Below are 255 nucleotides of genomic sequence, written 5' to 3'. Positions count from 1 at the left end.
TGCTTGTTTTGATTACTCACGTTCAAGCTGACGGAACGGTGATCGCCATCAAACACCACCCGGGTGCGGTCTAAAGCAATCGCCGCCTCTGCTGAGGAGGTCAAGACACTCCCCATGACCACGCCACCCCACAGCAGCGCGTTGAGGAGGGCGGTCTTGCGAGATGAGCATGTCACACGCAACCGCGGAGTAAAGTGGTTCGGGATATTCTGCAAATTCATGGTTTAGCTCTCTGTGTTCACGGTATCAATATGC

The 255-nt window shown here is 54.1% G+C and carries 1 pseudogene; it reads right to left on the bottom strand.

Annotation, left to right across the window (positions count from 1 at the left end):
* Positions 1-221: pseudogene (locus AAZR93_RS21715) on the bottom strand (hypothetical protein); the annotation flags it as partial.
* Positions 222-255: the final 34 nt, after the last annotated feature.

Source organism: Providencia sp. Je.9.19 (assembly GCF_051129765.1).
Lineage (GTDB): Bacteria > Pseudomonadota > Gammaproteobacteria > Enterobacterales > Enterobacteriaceae > Providencia.
Note: the sequence above shows the minus strand (reverse complement) of the source record. Positions and strands in the feature narration are given on the sequence as shown.